General features: G+C 69.9%; 22 protein-coding genes. 9 read left to right on the top strand and 13 right to left on the bottom strand.

The features are described from left to right. Positions 1–4: 4 nt before the first annotated feature. The 4 genes from pyrE to folK form a co-directional block, all read right to left on the bottom strand. Positions 5–595: an orotate phosphoribosyltransferase gene (pyrE, locus tag AACZ75_RS07640; protein WP_339872206.1), complete on the bottom strand. Its 591-nt coding sequence runs from the start codon at positions 593–595 to the stop codon at positions 5–7. Positions 596–633: 38 nt separating this feature from the next. Next, complete coding sequence (locus tag AACZ75_RS07635) at positions 634–2790, bottom strand: bifunctional (p)ppGpp synthetase/guanosine-3',5'-bis(diphosphate) 3'-pyrophosphohydrolase (protein WP_339872330.1); 2157 nt, start codon at positions 2788–2790, stop codon at positions 634–636. 128 nt (positions 2791–2918) lie between these two features. Next, a complete protein-coding gene (rpoZ, locus tag AACZ75_RS07630) occupies positions 2919–3278 on the bottom strand; it encodes a DNA-directed RNA polymerase subunit omega (RefSeq protein ID WP_339872204.1) in 360 nt (119 codons plus the stop codon). A gap of 103 nt (positions 3279–3381) precedes the next feature. Continuing rightward, positions 3382–3963, bottom strand: coding sequence for a 2-amino-4-hydroxy-6-hydroxymethyldihydropteridine diphosphokinase (folK, locus tag AACZ75_RS07625; protein WP_339872202.1), 582 nt, complete (start codon positions 3961–3963; stop codon positions 3382–3384). Between folK and AACZ75_RS07620 the strand changes: the two genes are divergently transcribed. From AACZ75_RS07620 to AACZ75_RS07610, 3 genes are all read left to right on the top strand, one after another. After that, positions 3962–4543 (top strand): NYN domain-containing protein, encoded by a 582-nt coding sequence (locus tag AACZ75_RS07620; RefSeq protein ID WP_339872200.1) that lies wholly within the window; start codon positions 3962–3964, stop codon positions 4541–4543. The two genes, folK and AACZ75_RS07620, sit on opposite strands and share 2 nt — an antisense overlap. After that, positions 4540–5184 (top strand): uracil-DNA glycosylase, encoded by a 645-nt coding sequence (locus AACZ75_RS07615; RefSeq protein ID WP_339872199.1) that lies wholly within the window; start codon positions 4540–4542, stop codon positions 5182–5184. The genes AACZ75_RS07620 and AACZ75_RS07615 overlap by 4 nt, the downstream gene beginning before the upstream one ends. A gap of 123 nt (positions 5185–5307) precedes the next feature. Beyond that, positions 5308–5520, top strand: a complete 213-nt coding sequence (locus AACZ75_RS07610; protein ID WP_339872198.1) for a hypothetical protein — start codon at positions 5308–5310, stop codon at positions 5518–5520. Here the strand turns inward: AACZ75_RS07610 and smpB are convergent, their stop codons facing one another. Together smpB and dapA are read right to left on the bottom strand one after the other, a co-directional pair. Further along, positions 5521–5991 (bottom strand): SsrA-binding protein SmpB, encoded by a 471-nt coding sequence (gene smpB / locus AACZ75_RS07605; protein WP_339872197.1) that lies wholly within the window; start codon positions 5989–5991, stop codon positions 5521–5523. Then, positions 5991–6875, bottom strand: a complete 885-nt coding sequence (dapA, locus tag AACZ75_RS07600; RefSeq protein ID WP_339872196.1) for a 4-hydroxy-tetrahydrodipicolinate synthase — start codon at positions 6873–6875, stop codon at positions 5991–5993. The genes smpB and dapA overlap by 1 nt, the downstream gene beginning before the upstream one ends. A gap of 112 nt (positions 6876–6987) precedes the next feature. Here dapA and AACZ75_RS07595 point away from each other — a divergent pair, with 112 nt between their 5' ends. After that, positions 6988–9021 (top strand): lytic transglycosylase domain-containing protein, encoded by a 2034-nt coding sequence (locus tag AACZ75_RS07595; protein WP_339872194.1) that lies wholly within the window; start codon positions 6988–6990, stop codon positions 9019–9021. On the opposite strand, the gene AACZ75_RS07590 is transcribed toward AACZ75_RS07595, so the two are convergent. Genes AACZ75_RS07590 through AACZ75_RS07575 form a run of 4 tightly spaced genes read right to left on the bottom strand, consistent with a single transcriptional unit; the run spans position 9009 to position 12209 of the window. Next, the gene (locus AACZ75_RS07590) at positions 9009–9800 is read right to left on the bottom strand and encodes an ABC transporter ATP-binding protein (protein ID WP_339872192.1); all 792 of its coding nucleotides are present in this window, start codon (positions 9798–9800) and stop codon (positions 9009–9011) included. The genes AACZ75_RS07595 and AACZ75_RS07590 overlap by 13 nt on opposite strands. Further along, entirely contained in the window at positions 9788–10786 is a 999-nt protein-coding gene (locus tag AACZ75_RS07585) for an iron ABC transporter permease (protein WP_339872190.1), read from the bottom strand. Before AACZ75_RS07585 ends, AACZ75_RS07590 begins: the two co-directional genes overlap by 13 nt. Beyond that, positions 10783–11580, bottom strand: coding sequence for an ABC transporter substrate-binding protein (locus AACZ75_RS07580; RefSeq protein ID WP_339872188.1), 798 nt, complete (start codon positions 11578–11580; stop codon positions 10783–10785). The genes AACZ75_RS07585 and AACZ75_RS07580 overlap by 4 nt, the downstream gene beginning before the upstream one ends. Further along, a complete protein-coding gene (locus tag AACZ75_RS07575; RefSeq protein ID WP_339872187.1) occupies positions 11577–12209 on the bottom strand; it encodes a TetR/AcrR family transcriptional regulator in 633 nt (210 codons plus the stop codon). Before AACZ75_RS07575 ends, AACZ75_RS07580 begins: the two co-directional genes overlap by 4 nt. A gap of 81 nt (positions 12210–12290) precedes the next feature. Here AACZ75_RS07575 and AACZ75_RS07570 point away from each other — a divergent pair, with 81 nt between their 5' ends. From AACZ75_RS07570 to AACZ75_RS07560, 3 genes are all read left to right on the top strand, one after another. After that, positions 12291–13748 carry a glycosyltransferase family 2 protein gene (locus AACZ75_RS07570; RefSeq protein ID WP_339872186.1) on the top strand — a complete coding sequence of 486 codons (1458 nt, stop codon included), beginning with the start codon at positions 12291–12293 and terminating at the stop codon, positions 13746–13748. 16 nt (positions 13749–13764) lie between these two features. Next, positions 13765–14679 (top strand): class I SAM-dependent methyltransferase, encoded by a 915-nt coding sequence (locus tag AACZ75_RS07565; protein ID WP_339872185.1) that lies wholly within the window; start codon positions 13765–13767, stop codon positions 14677–14679. Between the two features lie 62 nt (positions 14680–14741). Next, complete coding sequence (locus AACZ75_RS07560) at positions 14742–15488, top strand: RNA methyltransferase (RefSeq protein ID WP_339872329.1); 747 nt, start codon at positions 14742–14744, stop codon at positions 15486–15488. 4 nt (positions 15489–15492) lie between these two features. Here the strand turns inward: AACZ75_RS07560 and AACZ75_RS07555 are convergent, their stop codons facing one another. Both AACZ75_RS07555 and AACZ75_RS07550 read right to left on the bottom strand, forming a co-directional pair. Then, positions 15493–15840, bottom strand: a complete 348-nt coding sequence (locus AACZ75_RS07555; RefSeq protein WP_339872184.1) for a hypothetical protein — start codon at positions 15838–15840, stop codon at positions 15493–15495. Between the two features lie 26 nt (positions 15841–15866). Then, entirely contained in the window at positions 15867–16649 is a 783-nt protein-coding gene (locus AACZ75_RS07550; RefSeq protein WP_339872183.1) for a hypothetical protein, read from the bottom strand. A 215-nt stretch (positions 16650–16864) separates the two neighbouring features. Here AACZ75_RS07550 and AACZ75_RS07545 point away from each other — a divergent pair, with 215 nt between their 5' ends. Further along, positions 16865–17494, top strand: a complete 630-nt coding sequence (locus AACZ75_RS07545) for a 1-acyl-sn-glycerol-3-phosphate acyltransferase (protein ID WP_339872182.1) — start codon at positions 16865–16867, stop codon at positions 17492–17494. Here the strand turns inward: AACZ75_RS07545 and hrpB are convergent. Continuing rightward, a complete protein-coding gene (gene hrpB, locus AACZ75_RS07540; protein WP_339872181.1) occupies positions 17491–19914 on the bottom strand; it encodes an ATP-dependent helicase HrpB in 2424 nt (807 codons plus the stop codon). The genes AACZ75_RS07545 and hrpB overlap by 4 nt on opposite strands. Before the next feature lie 153 nt (positions 19915–20067). Here hrpB and AACZ75_RS07535 point away from each other — a divergent pair, with 153 nt between their 5' ends. After that, positions 20068–21762, top strand: coding sequence for an amino acid permease (locus tag AACZ75_RS07535; RefSeq protein WP_339872180.1), 1695 nt, complete (start codon positions 20068–20070; stop codon positions 21760–21762). The last annotated feature ends 282 nt before the right edge of the window (positions 21763–22044 follow it).

The following is a 22044-nucleotide window of genomic DNA, read 5'->3' as shown; positions in this document are numbered from 1 at the left end:
CGCTTCACGCCTGTTTGGCCAGGCGGCGGCTGCCGGGGTCCTCGACCGGCAGGGCCGCCAGCCCGGGTGGCAGGGCGTCGGCGGCATAGGCCGGGACGTCCAGGGTCGCCAGGGCGATCAGGGGCACGCCGACGTCGGCCCGCCCGCCCGAGCGGTCGACGATACAGGCGGCGGCCACGACCTCGCCGCCGGCCGCCTGGATCGCCGCGATACATTCGCGCGAACTCAGTCCGGTCGTGACGATGTCCTCGACCATCACCACCTTCTGGCCCGGCTCGATCTGGAACCCGCGCCGCAGCTTGAAGGTGCTGTCCTCGCGCTCGACATACATCGACGGCACGCCCAGATGGCGGGCGGTCTCATAACCGGGAATGATCCCGCCGACGGCCGGCGAGATGGCCACATCCACGGGGCCGACGGCGGCGATGATCTTCTGCGCCAGGGCCTTGCACAGCCGTTCGCAGCGCGCGGTGTCCATGAACACCAGGTTCTTCTGCAGGAAGACCGGGCTGTGCAGGCCGGACGACAGCATGAAATGCCCCTCGCGCAGGGCACCCACGGCGCGGAACTCGTTCAATACGTCTTCTGAGGTCATGGGGGTCGTCATAGCGGGCCTGCTCCGTGCCGCAAGGCCTATCCCCGCGCGCGTTCGACCGTATCCACCGAGGGGTTGGCCCTCAGGGCGGCCATGATGCTGGTGGCGTGCTTGGCGTCCTCGACCTCGACATCGATGATGACGTCGAAGAAATCCTGCTGCCGGTGGCTCATCACCAGGTTGAGGATATTGCCGCCGGCCTCGCCGATCAGGGTCGCGACCTCGCCCAGAACACCCGGGGCGTTCTTGATCGTGGCGTGCAGCCGGGCCGCGGCCACCGCCCCCTGTTCCGCATGAGCCGTCCACTGCAGGTCCTGCCAGACCGAATCGTCGTCGGCGAAGTCGGCCAGCCTCTGGCAGTCGATCGTATGGACGGTCAGGCCGACATCCTCGCCCAGGATACCGACGATGCGGTCGCCCGGCACCGGCGAGCAACACTGGCCGAAATGCACGCTGACGCCGGGCGTGAGCCCCCCGCCGCGCACGAACAACCGGGCCTGGTCGTCGACAATCCGCCGCCGGTCCGGTCCGGCCTTCATCCGGCCCTTCAGCGCCGGGAACAGGGTCTCGGCGACCTTGCCGGCTGACAGCTGTCCACGGCCGATGGCCTCGAACAGGTCCTCGTCACTGGCGATGGCCAGTGTCTCCAGCACCGGGGTCAGCGTCACCTCGGCCAGCAGCTTTTCGCCGCGCGCCAGGGTCTGCTCCAGCGTCGCCTTGCCCAGTTTCTGGAACTCCTCGCGTTCACTGGTGCGGATATGACGACGGATGGCCGAACGGGCCCGGCCGGTCACGGTCAGGGACCGCCAGTCGGCCGGGATTTCCCGCTTGGTGCCGCGGATGATCTCGACCACATCGCCGTTCTGCAGCTGGGTCCGCATCGGTTTCAGCTCGCCGTTGACCTTGACCCCCACGGCCGTGTCGCCGACCTCGGTGTGAACCGCATAGGCGAAGTCCAGGGCCATGCCGCCCCGCGGCAGGGTGATCAGTGCCCCCTTGGGGGTGAACACGAACACCTGGTCCAGATACATCTCGAGCTTGGCGTGCTCGACCCAGTCCTCGCCGCCCTCGCCGTGCTCGATCACCTGCACCAGATGGCGCAGGTTCTGCAGCGGATCGCGCCCGCCGTCGCGCTCCATCGCCTCCTGGTCGAAGCCGTAGCTCTTGTTCTTGTAGGCCCAGTGCGCGGCGACCCCGTCCTCGGCGACCCGGTCCATCGCCTCGGTGCGGATCTGCATCTCGATGCGCAGCCCCGACGGGCCGACCACCGTCGTGTGCAGCGAGCGGTAGTTGTTCGACTTGGGAGTCGAGATGAAGTCCTTGAACCGTTCGGGCACCACGGGCCAGGCCCTGTGAATGACGCCCAGCGCCCGGTAGCAGTCGTCCTCGCTCAGGACGACCACGCGAAAGCCGTAGATGTCCGACAGGGACGAGAAACCGACCGACTTGCGCTGCAGCTTGCGCCAGATCGAATAGGGCGTCTTCTGCCGGCCGAAGACATGGGCCTTGACCCCGGCCTCGGCCAGCACCTTCTCGACCTCGCGGGAAACCCCGTCGATGGCCCGGCCATGTTCCAGCTTCAGCGCCTCGAGCCGTCGTTCGATCGCGGTCCGGGCCGTCGGATTCAGGTGTTCGAACGCCAGTTCTTCCAGTTCCGACGCGATCGAATGAATCCCGATCGACCGGCCGAGCGGCGCATAGACCTCCAGGGTCTCGCGACTGATCCGCTCACGCTTCTCCGGCTTGACGTATTTCAGCGTCCGCATGTTGTGCAGGCGGTCGGCCAGCTTCACCAGCAGGACGCGGACATCCTTGGAGATGGCGAGGATGAATTTGCGCAGGTTCTCGGCCTGCCGCGTGTGCTCGGCCTGGAGCTCCAGCCGGCTCAGCTTGGTCACCCCCTCGACCAGGGAGGCCACCTCCTCGCCGAACATGTCCGCGATGTCGTCGCGGGTCGCCGATGTGTCCTCGACCACGTCGTGCAGCAGGGCGGTGACGATGCTGGCGGTGTCCAGCTTGTAGTCCGTCAGGATGCCGGCGACCTGGATCGGATGGGCGAAATAGGGGTCACCGGACGCGCGCAGCTGCGAGCCGTGCATCTTCATCGCATAGACATAGGCGCGATTGAGCAGCGCCTCGTCAGCCGTCGGGTCATAGGCCTTGACGGCCTCGATCAGTTCGAACTGGCGAAGGATCGGCGCGCGACGCGGCGAGGCGTCGTCGCCCGCGGGTGCAGGGTCGTTTCGAGTAGCAGCTTCGGGAGACGGCGCGGCCCTGGAAGGCCGTGCCGGCAGGATCGTTATACCGTTGGCGGGGTCCGCCGTCAGTATCGCTCCTCCTGGCCGCCGTCGCGGTCGCTTTGCAGCGCACGAATCAGCTCGGCTTCGGCCATGTTCATGTGCTGCGGCTCGGCCAGCAGGGCCACGACCTCGGCTTCATCCTCGGCCTCGGTGCGCTCGTCGACGCGCTGCAACGCGACGATGATGGTCTCGCGCAGCTCGTCCGGCTTGACCGTGTCCTCGGCCAGTTCACGCAGGGCCACGACCGGATTCTTGTCATTGTCCCGATCGAGGGTCAGCGGCGCGCCATTGGCGATCGCGCGGGCGCGATTACCCGCCAGCAGAACCAGTCCGAAACGGTTCGGCACCTTCTCGATGCAGTCTTCGACAGTGACGCGGGCCATGAAAATCCTCTGGCGACGGGGAGAACCGCACAAAATAGAGCGTTACGCGCGATTGTGCAACGCCGCATGGGCGGGAATGAGGCATTGTTTCCGCTCGGGTCCCCTACCCCCGGGGCGTGATGTCATCTTGGATCGACCGGGCATCGCGCCCGACCGGCGCTGTCGTGGCCAGGTCTGCCGCCCGGCCCCGGCCTTCGGGATGGATCCAGTCGGGGGCGATCTCGGCCAGCGGCCCCATGACGAACAACCGCTCGGCGGCCCGGGGGTGAGGCAGGATCAACCCGTCCAGGTCGCCCCGGATGCGACCGTAGGCGATCAGGTCGAGGTCCAGGGTCCGGGGACCGTTGCGCGGCCCCCGCCGGCGCCCGAAGATCTCCTCGATCCGGCCCAGCGTGGCCATCACGGCGTGGGGGTCCAGGGCGGTGCGAACGATCACGACGCCGTTGAGGAAGGGCGGATCCGACGGGTCCGGCCAGGCCTGCGAGTGCCACCATGCCGACCGGGCCACGACATCCAGCCCTTCGGCGCGGAATCGGGCCAGGGCCGCCTCGAGTCCGTCGCGGCAGCTCGGCCAGACCCCCTTGTCATTGCTGCCCAGCGCAACGATGACTGCGGCATCGAGATCCAGCCCGACGTCGATATTGACGGGAACCGGGCCCTTCGTTTTCGGGACGTCCGTATTCATGACCCTGTATCCGACCGATCGCGTGGCCCTCTTCATCGACGGGGCCAACCTCTATGCTTCAGTCAAGGCGCTGAATGCCGACCTCGACTTCAGGAAGATGGTCGAGTCGTTCCGTGCCCGGGCCCTGCTGACAAGGGCCTATTATTACACGGCCATGGTGGAGGGCGAAGAGTTCTCGCCGATCCGGCCGCTGATCGATTTCCTCGACTACAACGGCTTTCACGTCGTGACCAAGCCGGTCAAGCGCTTCACCGACGGTCAGGGCCAGACGCGGACCAAGGGCAATATGGACATCGAGATCGCGGTCGACATGCTGGAGCTGGCACCGCACATCGATCATGCCGTCCTGTTTTCCGGCGACGGCGATTTCCGCCGCGCGGTCGAGGCCGTCCAGGCCCGGGGCGTGCGCGTCAGCGTCGTCTCGACCCTGAAGGTGCAGCCGCCCCACATCGCCGATGACCTGCGGCGGCAGGCCGATGATTTCATCGAACTGGCCGAGCTGGTCGCCGAGTTCGGGCGACCGCGCGCGCCGACCGCGCCGCCGTCCGTCCGGAGCGGCCCGCCGGAGTCCGGCTCGTGAACCGGTCGGTCCCGCCCGAAGCGCCCCGCAACTGCCCGCTGTGTCCGCGCCTGGTCGCCTATCGGGCCGTCAATGCGCGCGAGAATCCGGACTGGTTCAACGGCGCGGCGGCCTCGTTCGGGGACCCACAGGCGCGCCTGCTGATCGCCGGTCTGGCCCCCGGCCGCACCGGCGCCAATCGCACCGGCCGGCCCTTCACCGGCGATCACGCCGGCTGGCTGCTGTACGAGACCCTGAAGAAGACGGGCTTCGCCACCGGCGACTATGACGCGCGGCCCGACGACAGCCTGCGGCTGGACGATTGCATGGTCACCAATGCGGTGCGTTGCGCCCCGCCGGGCAACAAGCCGTTGCCGGTCGAGGAGGCCACCTGCCGCCCGTTCCTGGTATCGCGTCTGGCCGCCCTGCCGCGTCTGAAGGTGATCGTGACCCTCGGCGACGTGTCGCGGCGCAATGTGCTGAAGGCGCTTGACCTTCCGGCCACCGCGGTCGCGCCCGGACACGGCGTCGAGGCCCGGGTGCGGGACTATATCCTGCTCAACAGCTACCACTGCTCCCGCCTGAACACGAACACCGGCCGGCTGACGCCCGAGATGTTTGAAGCCATCTTCCGGCGGGCCCGGGTCCTGATCGAGGGCTGATCCGACCGCCGGCCTGTGTCGCCCGCGCCACGCCGGACCGGCCCAGGACGATTCGTCCGGGGCCGGGGGAACGGCGCGGCCGTGATCACGTTCTCTGATCAGGTCAGGAGCCGGGAGGACAGGATGCGCAGATCGGAACGGGTGTTTTCAGCGACGGAACGGCGGGTGGCTGTCGTCGCCCTGGTGTTGACGGTCCTGGTGACCGTTCTGGGCCTGACCGTCGGTCAGAGCTGGAGCCCGCCCTCGCTCGGACCGTACGGAACCGATGCCTATGCCGTCGCCGCCAGTCCCGGCATTCTCGACGCCCGCCCGATCATGAGCACCCCGAACAGCTGATCAGCCCTTGTCCCGCATCAGCCGGGCCTTGTCGCGCTGCCAGTCGCGGGCCGCCTCGGTCTCGCGCTTGTCGTGAATCTTCTTGCCCTTGGCCAGGGCGATCTCCAGCTTGGCCTTGCCGGCCTCGTTCAGATACAGTTTCACCGGAATGATGGTGCGGCCCTCGCGCTGGACGGCCCCGATCAATTTGTCGATCTGCTTGCGGTGCAGCAGCAGCTTCCGGGGGCGGCGCGGCTCGTGGTTGAAGCGATAGGCCTGCTGGTACGGCGGAATATCGGCATTGATCAGCACGATCTCCCGGCCTTCGACCGCCGCATAGCTCTCGGCGATATTGGCCCGCCCCGCGCGCAGCGACTTGATCTCGGTCCCCAGCAGTTGGATGCCGGCCTCGATGAAATCCTCGAGAAAATAGTCGTACCGCGCCCGGCGGTTCTCGGCGATCAGCTTGGTCTTGGGCTGTTCGGACGCCATCAGAGCACGCCTGCGGCCGCCAGGGCGGAGTCGATCGCCGGCTTCACGGCGTCGGCGGTCGGGGACAGTGGCAGGCGCACCTCCTCCGCACACAGGCCCAGGCGGGCCAGGGCGTATTTGGCGGGGGCCGGCGAATTGTCGAGGAACAGGGCCCGGTGCAGCCCGATCAGACGCTCCTGCCAGGCGCGGGCCGTGGCCAGGTCCCCGGCGGCGAAGGCTTCATAGAGGGCCACCATGGCTTCCGGCGCGACGTTGGAGGTCACCGAGATCACGCCGACGCCGCCCAGGGCCATGTGGCCGAGGCCGCTGGGGTCATCCCCCGACATCAGGTCGAAGGCCGCATCGATATTGGCCCGCATCCAGCTTGGCCGCGCCATATCGCCGGTGGCGTCCTTGATTCCGACGATGTTGGGATGTGCGGCCAGCCGCGCCACCGTCTCATTGGCCAGGTCGACCCCGGTCCGGGACGGCACATTGTACAGGATCACCGGCAGCTGAACCGCCTCGGCGATGGCTTCGTAATGCAGGGCCAGACCGGCCTGTGACGGTCGATTGTAATAGGGGGTGACCACCAGGGCGGCGTCGGCCCCGACGGTCTTGGCATGGCGGACGAGTTCAATGGCCTTGTCGGTGGCCGTGGCCCCGGCCCCGGCGATGACCCGGACCCGCCCGGCGGCGATGGTCACGCAGAGTTCAACGACGCGTCGATGCTCATCCGGATGCAGGGTGGCGCTCTCTCCCGTGGTCCCCATGGGCACGAGTCCGTGAACCCCCGCAGCGATCTGGCGTTCAACCAGACGCTCGAAAGCACTTTCGTCCACGTTTCCGTCACGAAGTGGTGTGATCAGGGCGGTGATCACGCCCTTGAACAAAGGGGCGGTCATTGAAACGATGGTCCTGCGTGGAAGTCGGGCGGCGGTCGCCTGATACGAAGCGCCGGAGGGTAGGTTGCCCGCTGGTCTGCTGCAACCGGGATGAATGGGGATCGAAAAGATCATGTTTGCGACGACCTTGGCCGCCGCCCTGGCGATTCTCGCCCCCGACCCCGCCGTTCTGATCAGCAGCCAGGCGACCCCCTATGTGGCGGCCCCCGCCTATCAGGGCCGGGTGCTGACCGAGTCGGACGCCGCCCTGTTCCGTGACGGCCTCGCGGCGGCCCGGGCCCGTGACGTCATCACCACCCAGACTCTGATGGCGCGCATCATGGATCCGACCGCCCGCAAGCTGGTCGAATGGGCCCTGATCGATACCTCGGCCGAACAGCTGTCGTTCAGTGAACTGGCCGCAGCCCAGTCCCGCTTCGCCGCCTGGCCCCGGGCCGAATCACGCGAGGCCGCGGGCGAACGGGCCCTCGACCTCGCCAATGCCGGACCCGACACGGTTCTCGCCTTCTTCGAGGGCCAGGCCCCGACCAGCATCCAGGGGGTGATCGCCCTCGCCGGGGCCCTCGAACAGAGGAATCGTGGCGACGAGGCCCGCCCGCTGATTCGCGACTGGTGGCGGACCCAGTCATTCGACGCCGCCCCCCAGGGCCGGATACTGGCGCGCTGGAGCCGCTGGCTGACCCAGGCCGATCACGAGGCCCGGCTCGACATGCTGCTGCTGGGCCCGCATGGCCCGGCCACCCGGGAGATGATCTCGCTGGTCTCACCCGAGCGGCGCGCCGTGGCCGAGGCCGTGCTGGCCTTGCGGACGGCCTACAACGGCGATGCCATCGTCGCCGGCCTCACGACCAGCCAGGCGCGGGATCCCGCCGTGGTGCTGGAGCGGGTCCGCCTGCTGCGGGCCGCCGGGCGCCAGTCGGAAGGCTTCGCCCTGCTGTCCGCCCTCCCCCGTGCCCCGTCCCACAGCGAGGGCCAGAGCACGCTCTGGAGCGAGCGCCGCAACTATTTCCTCGATGCCCTCGAGCGCCGGGAATGGCGGGCCGCCTATGACGCGATGGCCAATCACGGCTTCCCGTCCGGCGAACGCATGGTCGACGCGGAATTCTTCGCCGGCTGGATCGCCCTGGTACGGCTGAATGACCCCGCCCGCGCGGCCCGCCATTTCGAGGCCCTGCGCGCGATGTCCTCGACCCCGATCACCCAGGGCCGCGCCCTCTACTGGCTGGGTCGGGCCGCCGAGGCCGCCGGTGACAGGGCCTCCGCCCAGCAGCGCTACCTTGAGGGCTCGGCGCATATCCAGACCTTCTACGGTCAGCTCGCCGCGGAAAAGGCCGGCATCACCACACTGACCCTGCCCGCGGATCCGGTGCCGACCCAGGCGGACATCGCCCGGTTCGAGGCCGATGAGGTCGTGCGCGCCACGCGGATTCTGGGCGAGACCGGGGAGACGTCGCTGTACCGGGTCTTCGCCTATCATCTCGACGACACCCTGCCCGGGGCGGTCGATCTGGCCCTGCTGATGGACATGTCGCGCGGCTATGGCGAAGGGTTCACCGCCATGATGGTCGGGCGCGCCGCCAGCCAGCGCGGCTATCTGATGCCGCTGCGCCAGTATCCGATCCAGATTCCGCCGATCGTCGCCGGTGCGGCCCCGCTGGAGTTCACCCTGGCCATCACGCGTCAGGAATCCAGCTTCGATCCGCGCGCCCGCTCGGGGGCCGATGCCCGCGGCATGATGCAGTTCCTGCCCTCGACCGGCGCGGCGGTGGCGCGCCAGCTGAACATGCCGTTCACGACCGAACGTCTGTGGGACGCCGATTTCAACATGACGCTCGGCAGCTATCATCTGGGCGACCTGACCAACCGGTTCGGCGGGTCGATGCTGCTGGCCACGGTCGGCTACAATGCCGGTCCGGCGCGGCCGCCCCAGTGGATCGCCCGCTGCGGCGACCCGCGTGACGGCTCGATCGACCCGGTCGATTTCATCGAATGCGCGCCCTTCACCGAGACGCGCAACTACATGATGCGGGTGATGGAAAACATGGCCATCTACAAGGCGCGTCTGAACGGGGGGGCCGCCCCGCTGACGACCTCGACCGACATCGCCCGCGGTGTCTCGGCCGGACCGCGTCCCTACCGACCCTGAAGCGAGGCCGGGCCGGTCGCGGCGCGACTGGCCGCCAGCAACGGTCCGTCGGGGCCGTCGAGCCAGACGGCGGACAGGCCGAACACTGTGCGCAGGATCGCGGGACGCAGCGCCTCCAGCGGGGACCCGTCCGCCACGACGCGGCCCTGGTCCAGCACCACGACCCGGTCGGCGAAGCGCGCCGCCAGGGTCAGGTCATGCAGACTGACCAGCACCGCCTGACCGGCCTGGGCCCGTCTGGCCAGCCGTTCCAGCACCATCAGCTGGGCGTCCGGGTCCAGACCCGCCACCGGTTCGTCGGCCAGCAGGGCCCGGGCCCGCGTCGTCAGCAGGCGGGCCAGCAGCACCCGGGCCCGCTCGCCCCCCGACATCTCCGACACGCCCCGGTCGGCCAGATGGCCGATATCGACCTCGACCAGCGCCGCCCGCGCCCGGTCCAGCGCCGCCTCGCCCGCCAGCCACGGCGCGCCCAGGGCCGCGACCTCGACCGCCGGCAGGTTCCAGGCGATGCGCCGTTCCTGCGGCAGATAGGCGGCGCATGCGGCCCTCTGGCCCGGCGACAGGTCGGACAAGGCGCATCCGTCCAGCAGGGCCCGGCCACCCGTCAACGGCAACAGGCCGAGAGCGGCGCGGATCGCGCTGGACTTGCCCGCCCCATTGGGCCCGCACAGGGCGACCAGTTCACCGGGGCTGACCGTCAGGTCGACACTGGCCAGAACCGGGCGTCGTCCGAACGCGGCCGTCGCCGACTGCAGGGCCACGGCACTCACAGCCGCCACGCCCGCGCCGCGCGCCAGGCGATCAGGGCGAACAGCGGAGCCCCGACCAGGGCGGTGAACACCCCCAGCTTCAGTTCCTGATCGGTCGGCGTCATCCGGGCCGCCAGATCGGCGAGCACCAGCATCAGGCCTCCGCCCAGCGCCGAGGGCAGCAGCAACCGGCCCGGGTCCCCGCGCATCGCCGTCCGCACCAGATGCGGCGCGGCCAGACCGACAAAGCCGATCACCCCGGCCACGGCCACCGCCGCCCCGGCCGCCAGCGCCGCGGCGACCAGGGCCAGCAGCCGCATGCGCGCCATCGGCAGGCCCGAGGTCGCGGCGGTTTCCTCGCCCAGCGACAGCATCCTCAGCCCGGGTGCGGCCAGGGTGGCGAACAGGCCCGAGACGATCACCGCGGGCACGATCCAGGCGACGTCGATCCAGCTGCGGTTCTGTACCGAGCCGAGCAGCCAGCTCATCACCTCGGCCGTGGCGATCGGTGACGGGGACAGGTTGAAGATCAGGGCCGTCGCCGCGCCCGCGAAACTGGACAGGGCCACCCCGAACAGGATCAGCGCCTCGGGGGCGCGCACCCGGCTGGCGAACAGGATCAGGGCGAGTCCGGCCAGGCCGGCCCCCGCCAGGGCGGCGATCTCGACCGCGCCCGGCACGGCGGCCGCGCCCAGCACGATCGCCGAGGCGGCACCGAGGGCCGCCGTGGCCGACACACCGAGCACCCCGGGATCGGCCAGCGGATTGCGCAGCAGCCCCTGCATCACCGCGCCGGACAGGCCGAGCGCCGCGCCGACGGCCAGGGCGCAGACCGCCCGCGGGGCCCGGACCTGCCACAGCACCTCGGCCGGCCCAGACCCGGGCGCGGTGAAGGCGGCGACATACTGGTCCACAGCGAACCCGCTCTCGCCGAGGGTGACGGCCAGCGCCAGGCCCAGCACGATCAGGACCGTCAGCAGCAGGTTCAACCGCGCGGCGGTCGCGGGCGCGATCATCGGGCTGCCGCCAGCATCGCGGCGGCATCGGCGGCGAACCAGGCGGGGCACGACAGGACTGTGGCGGGCAGTCGCGCCGCGACCCGTCCCGCAGCGGCCCGGCGCACGACGGGATGGCGACCCGGCCCCCGCCAGTCGGCCCGGACCTGGTCGAAGAAGCCCAGCACGAAACGCGTCGGCGGGTTCAGCGCGATCCGCTCGACGCTGACCGGCGCGAAACCGGGCGACCCGGCCAGATTGGCGAAGCCCGCCGTTCGCAGGATCGCGCCCACGAGAGTCTCGCGCCCGGCGGTGAACCCCCCGGCCGTGAGATACAGGGCCCCGGGCCGGGACTCCGTCGGCGGCGCGATCGTGGCCAGCTGCGTCTCCATGTGCCGGATCAGGGCGTCGCCGCGTTCCGGTCGGCCCAGACCGGCCGATACGCTGCGGACCGTCGCCTGTACCCCGGCCAGGTCCGTCGCGTCGTCGATCAGCAGCACCCGCACCCCGCGCCGTTGCAGCGCCGCCAGCAGCCGGGGTTCGCCGCCCCAGTAGCGCACCACGACATCGGGCCGGAAGGCGATGGCGGCCTCGAGCGTCGGTCGTACCTGACGCCGGCCCCGCGCCGCCGCGCGCAGCCGGGAATCGGGATCATCCGCCCGGGGTGACAGCGCCAGTTCGGCCTCGGGGGCCAGGGCCAGCACATACTGGTCGGCACACTGGTCCAGCGACAGCACCCGCAACGGGGCGGCCGTCGTCGACCCGGCGGCCAGCCAGGTCAGCGCCGCCATCGTCGCCAGGACCGACGGTCTCACGGCTTGAGCAGCCCCATGAACAGCGCGTCCATCAGCGTCTTCACCAGGGTCTCGCGATCGACCCAGTCGAAATAGGGTTTGGTGATCATCAGCGATACGACGCCGTGCCCGCCGGCCCACAGGGCCTGGGTCGTGGCGCGCGCGTCGCCCCGCAGCCGGCCGGACTTCCCGGCGTCCTCGACCACGGCCTCGAATGAGCGGAACAGGGCGGCCCCCAACTGCTGGGCCACGGTCTCGGCCCCGTCCCGGGCCTCCAGGGGGCGGGTCAGATAGACCAGCCGATAGGCATTGGGATTGGCGAAGCCGAAGGCGATATAGGCCTCCATCATCCGCCGCATCCGGGCCTCGGGCGCGCCGGGCTCGGCCAGGACCGCCTGGTTCAGGGCGATCAGGGTCTCGAACGACTGGCGGCAGATTTCGTGCAGGATCTCCTGCTTGTCGGAGAAATGCATATAGAGGGCGGTCGAGGACAGGCCGACCTGGTCCGCGATCTTGCGGATCGTCGCCCCTTCGTAGCCGTGCTCGACAAAGATCTGCTCGGCCGCGGACAGGATCTCGGCGCGCCGCGAATGACCCTCGCCCTTGGGCTTGCGTGCCGATCGGCGATTGAGACGGGTGACGCCGGACAAACCTGCCCTCCAAAGAACCAGAAGGTTGAATAGCGGCATTCGCTTCCCACCGCCAACACCACACGCTGCACGGTTGATTCAATGACATTCCCGTATTACGGGTATTCGATGGTGGCGGTCAGCGATCCGGACAGGGGGTGGCTGGGCGTCCGGCCTGCGCGGCCGGCCGTCCCGGACGGGGCCGCGCATACGGGCGCGACCCCGCTCCAGTTGACGGTTGTCGTCATCGTCATCGCCGGGACGACCGCGGCCCTGGTTCTCCGGCCGGACGCGACGGCCCGCGCCGCCGTCGTCGGCATCGGGATCGGGTTTCTGGTCTGTGCGGTGTGGCGGCTGCTGCTGGTGCTGTGCAGCGGCCGCAGGCCGCTGCGGTCGGCACCGCCGGGCCGCTGGCCGCGCTATACGGTGCTGGCGGCCCTGCACGACGAGGGCGAGATCGTGCCGCAGTTGATCGATCGGCTGTCGGCGCTGGACTATCCCCGACGCCTTCTGGACGGCTGGCTGGTGCTCGAGGCGGACGATCACCCGACGATCCAGGCGGTGATCGCGGCCCGCCCGCCGGCCTGGCTGAGATTGCTGCTGGTGCCGCCCGGCCGGCCCCGGACCAAACCGCGGGCCCTGAACCATGCCCTGGCCCGGGCCCGGGGCGAGCTGCTGACCGTCTATGACGCCGAGGATGCGCCGGACCCGGGTCAGTTGCGCGAGGCGGCGGCGCGATTTGCCGCCGACGACACCGGGCGGCTGGCCTGTCTGCAGGCCCCGCTGCGTATCCGCACCCGAAATGGGCGGGCGGGGTTCCTCGAGCGTCAGTTCGCCGCCGAATACGCCGCCCTGTTCGAGGTCACCCTGCCCGGCCTGGTCGGTCTGGGCCTGCCCTTTCCGCTGGGCGGGACCAGCAACCATTTCCGCATCGACGTTCTGCGCGCCGTCGGCGGCTGGGACGCCTGGAACGTGACCGAGGACGCCGATCTCGGCTTCCGGCTGTGGCGACATGGCTGGCGGCTGGGGCTCATCAGTCGTCCGACGTGGGAGACCCCGCCCGGCCCGCTGGAACACTGGTTGCCGCAGCGAACGCGCTGGCTGAAGGGCTATATGCAGACCTGGGGGGTGCACAGTCGCGACCCGTTCGGCCTGGGGCTGCGCGGTCTGGTCGCGCTGGTCATGACCCTGGGCGTGGCCCTGGTGTCGGCGGCCCTGCATGCCCCGTCCCTGGCCTGGGTCGCCTCGGCGGTGCTCGTCGCCGGCTTTGCAGGTCTGTCACCGGCCACGCCCTTGTTGGCCCTGGCCGTGCTGGCGCTGGGGGTCGCGGCGGCCTGGCTGACCTGCGCCGTCGGGGCGAAGCGGGCCGGCCTGCCCTATCATATCGGCGACATGGTCACCGCTCCGGCCTACTGGTCCCTGCTCAGCCTCGCCTTCGTCCACGCCGTCTGGCGGCTGATCCGCGAACCCTTTGCCTGGGACAAGACCCGGCACAGGGCCGATCCCGTGGAGGCCGTCGACACCGACGCTGCCAGCGACTCTGGACGACAGGCCGCCTGAGCGCCTATCAGCGCGGATGCCTCCGGTTCTTTCCCCCACGCCCGAAACCCTCGTCACGCGGGGCTGGCCCGACTACGCCCTGCTGGACAGCGGCGACGGGCGCAAGCTGGAGCGTTATGGCCGCTTCACCGTGGTCCGGCCAGAACCGCAGTGTTTCTGGTCGCCGCGCGACCCCGAGGCCTTCACCCGCGCCGATGCCGTGTTCGATCCGCAGGACGAGGATGACGACGGCCGCTGGCGCTTCGCCGGTGGCCCGATCGAGAATTTCCCCCTCGCCTGGCGCGACGTCCGCTTCACCAGCCGTTTCACCCCGTTCCGCCACCTGGCCTTCTTCCCCGAACAGGCGGCCAACTGGGACTGGCTGGACGGGCGCATTCGCGCCCTGGTCAAGGAACGCAGGGACGGGCCGCGCCCGAGGATCCTCAACCTGTTCGGCTATACCGGCGTCGCCAGCCTGGCCTGCGCCGCCGCCGGGGCCGAGGTTACCCATGTCGACGCCTCCAAGAAATCGGTGGCCTGGGCGCGCGAGAACGCCGAGCTGTCGGGCATGGCCGACCGGCCGATCCGCTGGATCGTCGAGGACGCGCGCAAATATGTGGCGCGCGAGGTCCGGCGCGGCTCGAAATACGACGGTATCATCCTCGACCCGCCCAAATACGGCCGCGGTCCGACCGGCGAGGTCTGGCGCCTGTTCGAGGACCTGCCCGGTCTGGTCACCGACTGCGCCGCCCTGCTGGGCGACGATGCCTCCTTCCTGCTGCTAAACGCCTATGCCGCCCGTATCTCGGGCCTGTCGCTGGCCCATGTGATGGCCGAGGCCACGGCGACCCGTGGCGGTCGGATCGACTGGGGTGAACTGGCCCTGGCCGAGGACGGCAAGGACGGCCGCGCCATCGGCCTCAGCTTCTTCTCGCGCTGGAGCGACCGGTGAGCGAGCCCCGCCTGATCACCTCCCTGACCAATGACACGGTCAAGGCCGTGCGCGCCCTGCACATGCGCAAGGAGCGCGAGGCCACCGGCCGCTTCCTCGCCGAGGGTCTGAAATTCATCGGCGAGGCGCTGGATCAGGGCCGGACCCCGACCCTGCTGATGGTGGGGATGGAGGCGCGTCCGCATCCGCTGCTGGACCGGGCCATGGCCGAGACCCGGGCCGCCGGGGGCGAGATCGTCACCGTCACCCATCCGATCCTCGAGAAGATCAGCCGTCGCGACAATCCGCAGACGGTGCTGGGCGTGTTCGACCAGACCTTCGTCAAACTGGCCGACATCAACCCGGCCTCCGCCCCCTGCTGGGTGGCGCTGGAACAGGTCCGCGATCCCGGCAATCTGGGCACCATCATCCGCACCGCCGATTCCGCCGGTTGCGGCGGGGTTATACTGATCGGCGACTGCGTCGATCCCTATTCGGTCGAGGCCGTGCGCGCGACGATGGGCTCGGTCTTCGCCGTCTCAATCGTGCGCTGTACTGCCGAGGCCTTCCTCGCCTGGCGTGCCAACTGGCCCGGCAGCGTCATCGGCACGCGGCTGGACGCCACCCACGGCTATCGCGACGCCCCGGTCCGGGCCCCGGCCCTGATCCTGATGGGCAATGAGCAGGCCGGCCTGACCGACAGCCTGGCCGCCGCCTGCGACGTCAACGTCAAGATTCCCATGCGCGGCCGCGCCGACAGCCTGAACCTGGCCGTGGCCACCGGGATCATGGTCTATGCAGTCACCGACGGGATCGCCGACGGAGCCTAGGCCTTCATCCAGCGGCCCACCATTGCCGTGCGGCCAGCAGGGCCAGACCCAGCAGGATCATGGGACCGAAGATCCGGAAGGTATGCCGGGTGAACCGCTCGGGCATGAAGGTGTCGAACAGCCCGTCCTGACCGGCCCCGTATTTCACCGCCACTGCGGTCAGCGGGCATTTCAGACCACTGAGCGAAAACACCAGGCTCTCGATCACCACCAGCGCCACGGCCACGATCAGCCACGGGCCGCGCGCACCGCTGATCCCGCCGTACAGTACCAGAACCGATGCCGTGGCCATCACGACATAGATGACCGTGTGCAGCAGTCTCACACCGAACAGGCGTTGGGCGTCGGTCATCGCTCGTCAGGCTCCGGCGTTTCCGGTCAGGGCGTGTGCGGCGTCAGCCGGTCGTATTCAAAGCTGAAACCGTCGCCGACCTGATCCAGCGGCATCGGCTTCACCGACGTCCGTGAGGCCACCGTCGTCTCCCGGTCCGAGTCGATCCGGCCGGTCGTGTCGATGCGCCGGCCGGTCAGGAAGTTGACGCTGACCGTGGTCGTCGCCCCGCTCATCCGCTCGACATTGGTGTGGTCATAGCCGATCAGCTTCACCGCGCCGTCCTGATCGCGGAAATGGAACTGGTAGGGACCGGTGCTGCCGCCGCCCATCGCCATGAACAGGTTCAGCTCCAGCGTGAGGACCCCGTTGGCCAGGCTCAGCCCGGCGTCGAACGGATCGTCCATATGCAGCATGTCGGCGTCGCGTTCCGGAAAGATGGCATGGTTCTGACCGGCCAGCCGGAAGCCGCCCTCCCCGCCCAGGGCGACAGCGAGGATGCGCGGATTGATGTCGGAGTCCGGCAGGCCCTCGCGGGGAATGATCTTCTGCGGATCGGCCCGGCGCAGCACGAAGGCCAGGTCCGGCACGCCGTCCCGGCTGATGTCCCCCTCAACCGCCTGCTCCAGCCGCCAGCCGGCCGGCACGAAGGCCGCGGCGGACGTGCCCTGAGCCGTCAGCCGGGGAATGCCCGGCGCGACGTCCCGAGTCGGAGCGGCCGCCGCCGGGTTCGAAGCGGCGGCTGTGTTCGTGGCGGGTTCGACCGCCGGACTGCAGCCGGAAAGACCGACAGCCGTGACCGTCGTCAGGGCGAGCAGAAAATTGCGCATGGTCAGAAACCCTCCGGCCGGGACGGTAGTCGAGGACCCGCTGCCGACTCAAGTCGGATGCCGTCGTTCGACCGGCTGCAATGCGACAGTGGATTTTCTCGCCGAAGCGGGTGACGATCCGCCACCGGCCGACCAACGCTGGACCGCCAGGGTCCGTGGAATGGTGATGCCGGTCAGGGCGGGACATGTGAAATGACCAGGTTGAGACCGGGCGTATGACCGGTACTGTCTCCGCGCCGTCGCCCGGCCACGGCCCGGGCTCGGCCATCGTCCGCTGGCTCTGCGGCACCGGGCTGAAACTGGCCGGCTGGACCGTCCGCGGCGAGTGGCCGGTGCTGGACAAGGCCGTGGCCATCGTTGCGCCCCACACTTCCAACTGGGACGGCCCCATCCTGCTGGCGGCGGCCGGCTATTTTCGCGTCAAACCCAAATGGCTGGGCAAGGCCAGCCTGGGCACCGGACCGTTCGCCGGACTGCTCAAAGGGCTGGGCTGTATCCCGATCGACCGGTCGGCCGGTCAGGATGTGGTCAGGACCGTCCGCGACGTGTTCCGGGCCCACGACCGGATGGTGCTCGGCCTGGCCCCCGAAGGCACCCGCAGCCTGACCCCGGCATGGAAGTCGGGATTCTACCATATCGCCTGCGCGGCCGGGGTGCCGATCATCATCGGCGTGATCGACTACCGCACCCGCACCGTCAGTCTTCCGGAGGTGTTCCACCCGACCGGCGACTATGCCGCTGACCTGGTGCGCATCCAGAACCACTATCGCGACGCCATCGGCAAGAATCCGGACCAGTCCCACTGCGGCACCGGGGCCTTCCCGGCCGGGCCCGACGCGACCTAGGTCCCGCGCGGCTTGACGCGATTGGTCGGCGGGGCTTCGGCCGGGTTCTCCGGCCAGGGGTGACGGGGGTAGCGGCCGCGCATCTCGGCGCGCACCGCCGCCCACGACCCGGCCCAGAAGCCGGGCAGGTCCTTCGTCACCTGTACCGGGCGGCGCGCCGGCGACAGCAGGGCCAGGGTCAGGGGCACGCGCCCGCCGGCGACTGTCGGGTGGGCGGTGACGCCGAACAGCTCCTGCACCCGGATGTCGACCCGGGGGCCGCCCTCGGCGGCATAGTCGATGGCGGCGCTGCCCAGGGGCGTGGTCAGTCGCGCCGGGGCCAGGGCGTCCAGCGCCCGCTGCCGGTCCCAAGGCACCAGCGCCTTCAGTCCCTGCTCCAGCACCGCATCGCCGATGCCCGCCAGTGACTTCGCCCCGTCCAGCAGGGGCCACAGCCAGATCTCGCGCGCCGCCAGCAGCCCGGCATCCGTGACATCGGGCCAGCCTTCATCCAGCGTCCGCAGAAAGGCCAGTCGCGCCCGCAGGGCCCCCGCCCGCTCGCCCCAGCCCAGGCTCGACAGGCCACCGGCCTCGACCTCGGCCCGCAGGGCCGCGCTGATCTGCGCCCGGTCGGGGGTGCCGGTGATCTTCTCGTCGACGACGATGGCTCCCAGTCGCCGGATGCGCCGCATCACCATCCGCCCCGACGGTTCCTTCACCAGCCGGTCCTCGACCGTAACCCGATGTTGCAGCGTCGCCGGATCGACCGGGGCGGCCAGACGGATGCGATCGCGGGCGTCGCCGCCGCCCATCTCGGCCACGGCCAGCCACGGCTCGCGCGCCAGCAGTTCGGTCGGGTCGAGAAAGGCCCCGCGCCCCGAGGCCAGCAGCACCTCGCCGGGCCTGCCCCACGCCCGCGCCACCCGCTCGGGAAAGGCTTCGGCCAGCAGGGTGCCGGGATCGACCGTGCCGCCCTGGCCGCCGCCGGCCGCCCGGGCCCAGCGCTCGGCCAGGGTCGTCGCGTCGCGGGCGCGCGGTGACCGGTCCTGCCGCAGTTGCCGCAGCCGTTCGCCCAGGTCCGGATCCTTGCCGCCCAGCCCCGGCTCGCTCAGGATCGCGGCGATCCGCCCGCCGGTCAGGGCGTCACCCGCGTCCGAGGCCACCGCCACCAGATGGGCCAGGCGCGGCGTCAGCGGAATGCGGATCAGCCGTTGCCCGTGCGCCGTCAGATTGCCCTCCCCGTCCAGCGCCCCCAGCCGGGTCAGTACGGCCCGCGCCTCGGCAAAGGCCCCGGCCGGCGGCGCGTCGAGCAGGGCCAGGCCGTCGGCCGTGCGCGCGCCCCAGCGCGCCAGATCCAGGGCGAAGCCGGTCAGGTCGGCCTCCAGCATCTCGGGCCGTTGATGCGCCACCAGCCCCCGGGTCTGCTCCGCGTCCCACAGCCGGTAGCAGACACCCGGTTCGGTCCGTCCGGCCCGGCCCCGCCTCTGTTCGGCCGAGGAACGGCTGACCCTGACCGTGGCCAGTCGCGTCAGGCCGCTGGACGGCTCGAACCGCGGCACGCGCGACAGGCCGCCGTCGATCACCACCCGCACCCCCGCGATGGTCAGGCTGGTCTCGGCCACCGAGGTGGCCAGCACCACCTTGCGCCGCCCCGGCGGTGACGGGTCGAGGGCCCGGTCCTGTTCGCTCTTGTCCAGCGCCCCGTACAGCGGCACCACGTCGACGGCCGGGTCGCGCAGCCGGGCTTTCAGGGCCTGGGCGGTGCGGTGGATTTCGCCCTGCCCCGGCAGGAAGGCCAGAACCGAACCGGGCTCCTCGCCCAGGGCCTGCATCACGGCCCGGGCCATGGCGTCTTCAAGCCGCTCCAGCGGATTGCGACCGGCATGGCGGGTCGCGACCGGGAACATCCGTCCCCGGGCCTCGATCACCGGGGCCCCGTCCAGCAGTCGGGCGACCCCGACGATGTCCAGCGTCGCGGACATCACCAGCAGCCGCAGGTCCTCGCGCAGGACCGACTGGCTGTCCCGCGCCAGGGCCAGACCGAGGTCGGCGTCGAGGCTGCGTTCGTGGAACTCGTCGAACAACACCGCCCCCACCCCGTCGAGGCCCGGATCGTCGAGGATCATCCGGGTGAAGACCCCCTCGGTGATCACCTCGATCCGCGTCGCGGGCCCGATCCGGCTCTGCAGGCGCGTGCGGTAGCCGACCGTCCGGCCCGGCGTCTCGCCGAGCGTCTGGGCCATCCGCTCCGCCGCGGCCCGCGCCGCCAGCCGGCGCGGTTCCAGCACAAGGATTTTCCCGGCCGCCAGCCAGGCTTGATCCAGCAGGGCCAGCGGCACGACCGTGGTCTTGCCCGCGCCGGGCGGGGCCGCCAGCACGACGGTGTTGCACGCCGACAGCGCGGTCTTCAGCTCATCGAGAACGGCGTGGATGGGCAGCATTCCGCCGGTCTAGCCGCATCGCGCCGGATCGCGAAAACCCTTCCTGTTTTCGCCGCATTTAAACTGCGTTGCCAGCCGCCTCCGGCCCCGCTAGCGTCCGCCGCATTGAAGGCAGTCCGGGGAGGACTCGCCGCATTTTAGGGGCGAGACTCAATGTCCGCAGAAGGCCTCAGGCCGAAGGGGAACCGCCTGTTCCTCAAGAAATCCGTTGCCCAGATCCAGAAAGAGGCCGCCAAGAGCGAGCTGAAGCGGTCTCTGGGTCCCATCAATCTGATGAGTCTCGGTATCGGCGCCATTATCGGTGCCGGTATTTTCGTTCTGACCGGCCAGGTCGCGGCTGACTATGCCGGTCCGGCCATCATGCTGTCGTTCGTCGCCGCCGGCATCGCCGTCGCCCTCGCCGGCCTCTGCTACGCCGAACTGGCCTCGACCATGCCGGTCTCGGGCTCGGCCTATACCTATGCCTATGGCACCCTCGGCGAGGTCTTCGCCTGGATCATGGGCTGGCTGCTGGTGCTCGAATACGGCATCGCCGCCTCGACCGTCGCCGTCGGCTGGTCCGGCTATGTCGTGTCGATCATGGGGGACTTCGGCCTGTCCCAGACCCTGTTCCCGGCGATCCAGTACGCCGGCCAGGAGGGGGCCATGTGGGCCACCCCGATGATCGAGGCTGTCCGTGCCGAACATGGCACGGCCCTGGCCGCGACCGGGACCTTCAACCTGGTGGCCGCCATCGGCATCGCCGCCGTCTGCAGCCTGCTGGTTCTGGGCGTCAGCGAGTCGGCGAACGTGAACAATGTGATCGTCGTCATCAAGATCGTCGTGCTGCTGACCTTCATCGGGGTCGGCATCTCCTATGTGAATCCCGACAACTGGCACCCCTTCATCCCGGCCGCCGATCCGGCGGTTCCGGGTCGCTACGGCTACGACGGGATCATGCGCGGCGCGGCGATCATCTTCTTCGCCTACGTCGGCTTCGAGGCGGTCTCGACCGCTGCGGCCGAGGCCAAGAACCCGTCGCGGGACGTGCCGATCGGCATCCTCGGGGCGCTGATCGTCTGCACCCTCATCTATATGGCCGTCGCCGCCGTCATGACCGGCGTGGTCCCCTACGTCGAGCTGAGCAGCCCGGCCCCCGTCGCCGTCGCCATCGACCGCATGGGTCTGCACTGGGCCGATATCCCGCTGGCGGTCGCACCGGGGGGTCAGCTCAACCTCATCAGCTTCCTGATCAAGATCGGGGCCATCACCGGTCTCAGCTCGGTCATGCTGGTGCTCTGCTACGGCCAGACGCGCATCTTCTACACCATGGCGCGTGACGGCCTGCTGCCGCGCGTCTTTGCGGTCATCCATCCGAAGTTCCGCACCCCCTGGCTGGGCACCATCCTGCTGGGCGTGCTGATCGCGGTCACCGCGGCCTTCCTGCCGATCAGCCTGCTGGGTCAGCTGGTGTCGTTCGGCACGGCCGTGGCCTTCTCGATCGTCTGCCTGTCGGTCATCTATCTGCGGGTCAAACACCCGGAGCTGGAGCGTCCGTTCCGCGTACCGGGCGGCATCTTCACCGCCCTGCTCGGCATCGCCGCCTGTCTGTATCTGGCGTGGAAGAATTTCCAGCCGATGCTCGAGCAGGCCTTCCCGACCCAGGCCCAGCTGGCGGCCGGTGCCGTCGCCGATCCGCTGACCCTGCAACTGCTGGGTGGCTATGCCGCCGTCGGTGCCGTGATCTACGCCATCTACGGCTTCTGGCACTCCAAGCTGGCCAAGGGCATCGACATCACCGAGGAGACCCTGATGAACTCCCCGGCCGCCGCCTTCGGCGAGGGTGTCGACAACATCAAGGAAGACTGACCTCTCACGAGGTCCGAAGCGGCAAAGGCCCGGGCGCAAGCCCGGGCCTTTTTCGTGGGTGCCCGGCGGCGACCGGCCGGTCGGCCCTGACGGGGGCGCGGGACCGGGCGCGCATGGCCCTGGTGCCGCCCCCTGCTTCCGTCACTCGCGGGATCGACCCGGCCCTGACGCGAGAGCCATGCGGCCTGCCGGACCGGCCGCCTGCGGCCCCTCTCGGGCCCCGGCGGCGGTGCCCGGCGCTGCGCGCAAACGAAAACGGCCCGGACAGGGTCCGGGCCGTTT

It is taken from the genome of uncultured Brevundimonas sp., assembly GCF_963975535.1.
Taxonomy (GTDB): Bacteria; Pseudomonadota; Alphaproteobacteria; order Caulobacterales; family Caulobacteraceae; genus Brevundimonas.
This window is presented reverse-complemented; position numbering and strand designations above follow the sequence as displayed.